General features: G+C 60.4%; 2 protein-coding genes. One reads left to right on the top strand and one right to left on the bottom strand.

The features are described 5' to 3' along the window. A partial coding sequence (locus tag FEM54_RS30815) for a methyl-accepting chemotaxis protein (protein ID WP_420875335.1) occupies positions 1 to 1,312 on the bottom strand: 1,312 nt, incomplete at its 3' end. A 402-nt stretch (positions 1,313 to 1,714) separates the two neighbouring features. Between FEM54_RS30815 and FEM54_RS30810 the strand changes: the two genes are divergently transcribed. Further along, a partial coding sequence (locus tag FEM54_RS30810) for an isocitrate dehydrogenase kinase/phosphatase AceK regulatory subunit (RefSeq protein WP_171045947.1) occupies positions 1,715 to 2,280 on the top strand: 566 nt, incomplete at its 3' end.

Genomic DNA, 2,280 nt, shown 5'->3' with positions numbered 1-2,280 from the left:
CGACGGTGCCTTGGGTGCCTTGCTGGATGCCGTTGATCATCTGCTCGATTTCTTCGGTGGAGTCCTGGGTGCGTTGCGCCAGCGAGCGCACCTCGTCGGCCACCACTGCAAACCCACGCCCGGCCTCACCTGCGCGGGCGGCTTCGATGGCGGCATTCAGCGCCAGCAGGTTGGTTTGCCCGGCGATGCCGCGGATCACTTCCAGCACTTTGCTGATGTCCTGGGCTTGTACGGCCAACCCTTCGGCCTTGTTCGAGGCGCCGAGCACTTCGTCCACCAGGTTCTGGATCGAGCTGATGGTTTCGCTGATCTGGTAATGACCGTGCTTGCTGTCTTCGTCGGAGGCCTTGGATGCCTCGGCGCTGGACACCGCATTGGCCGCGACTTCGTCCACCGCCGCGCTCATCTCGTTGACGGCGGTGGCGGCCTGTTCGATCTCATCGTTCTGCGCTTGCAAGCCACGGGTGCTCTGCTCCATCACCGAACTCATCTCTTCGGCTGCGGACGCCAGTTGCTGCGCCGACTCGCTGATGCCATGGAGGGTGGTGCGCAACTGGTCCTGCATGGTGGCCAGGGCCGTCAACAGTTGCGCCGGTTCGTCGCTGCCTTTGACCACGACGGGCTGGCTCAAATCACCACCGGCAATGGTGCGCGCCACGGCCAGGGCCTGGCCCAGCGGGGCGGTGATGCTGCGGGTCAGCAGCCAGGCGAGCAACAAGGTCGCGATCAGCGCGCACACAATGATCAGGCCGACCACCCACTGTGCGCTGGTATACATCTGCGCCGCCGCGTCTGCTGCGGTTTCCACGCCTTTCTGGTTGAAGGTAATCATGTCCTCCAGGCTTTTATTCAGGAGCGTGCCCTGCGGGCCGAGGCGCGTGCTGAGCAGGTCGATGGCGTCTTGCTGCTGGTCCTTGTCGACCAGCTCCACCATCTGGCTGACGATACTGTTGTAAGTGTTCACATTGATGTTGAGCTGCTTGAGCATGGCGCGTTCGTCGTCGCCGCTGAGCAGGTCTGCGTGGTGCTCCAGCAGGGTGTTGAGTTCGCTGCGCTGGTTGGCGATCAGGCTTTTGCTGTTGTCGCGGATCCGTGATTCGTCAGTGGTCGCCATGCGCATCGACTCCAGGCGGATGCTGGCGATGCAGGCGGCAGCGTCGTGGATGTTCTCGATGCTCGGCATCCACGATTCTTCAATCACCAACGCGCTTTCGCACAGCTTGGCCATCTGCCCCAGGCCAAACATTCCGACGATCACCAGCATGCTGGCCAACACCCCAAAACTCAGGCTGGCGCGCAGACCGATCGGCATATTCCTCAATGACATCTTAGTGCTCCTTAGGCGGTTTGAACCGGTTCCCTTGTCGGTCTTCAGACCTTGTTAGGTTGGGAAGGGCGCGCTATATATCAAAGTGCCATCAAGGTGGTAATCGGGGTTTCCCCTAAGTGGTATCAAGGGTGTTACATACGTTGAGAATTCACAGGTTTGCGCGGTTTCCTGGCAACGAGCGTCAAGCCCCGCAGCTCGAGGCCTGTAGCGGTGGGCGGCGCGACTTTATAGTGTTTTTGCTGACCGTACGGTCGATTGGTGAAAATTGAAAATAAATGTACAAATTGCATGATGTTGTACAGTCAGGCCGTGCAAATCATCCTTCTCCTGCCTCGATTCACTGGCTAAGCTCAGGCATCCAGATACCCGTTCGAGGTTTCCCGCATGTCGCCATCCGCCCCTGCCATTGCCCGCATGATCCTCGATGGCTTCGACGATTACCGTGAGCACTTTCGCCAGATCACCGACGGCGCTCGCGAGCGTTTCGAAAAGGCTCAGTGGCAACAAGGGCAGGCGGCGTCGGCGGCGCGGATCAATTTGTATGAAGAGAAGGTCGCTGAAGTCACGGCGCGTCTGCGTGCCCACTTCGATGAGGCGGCGTTGCTGGCAGTGGACGAGTGGCCATTGGTCAAAAGCGCGTACATCGGCCTGATCGACCTGCGTTTTGACGATGAGCTGTCCGAGACCTGGTACAACTCGATCTTTTGCGGGCTGTTCAGCCATGACCTGATCAGCGACGGCTGCATGTTCATCCACACCACGCGGCCCAGCCTGCGCCGGGCACGTGCGGCGCAAACCCGTACCTATAAGCCTGCGGGTGACCTGGCGGCGACGCTGGCGCAGATCTTCGCCGATTACCGCTTCAGCGAAGCCTACGCCGACCTCGACGGCGACCTGCGCCGCCTCCAGGCGCAGTTGCGCGAAAACCTGCCGGATTGGGTGTGCAAAGA

This window comes from Pseudomonas edaphica, assembly GCF_005863185.1.
GTDB lineage: Bacteria > Pseudomonadota > Gammaproteobacteria > Pseudomonadales > Pseudomonadaceae > Aquipseudomonas > Aquipseudomonas edaphica.
Note: the sequence above shows the minus strand (reverse complement) of the source record. Positions and strands in the feature narration are given on the sequence as shown.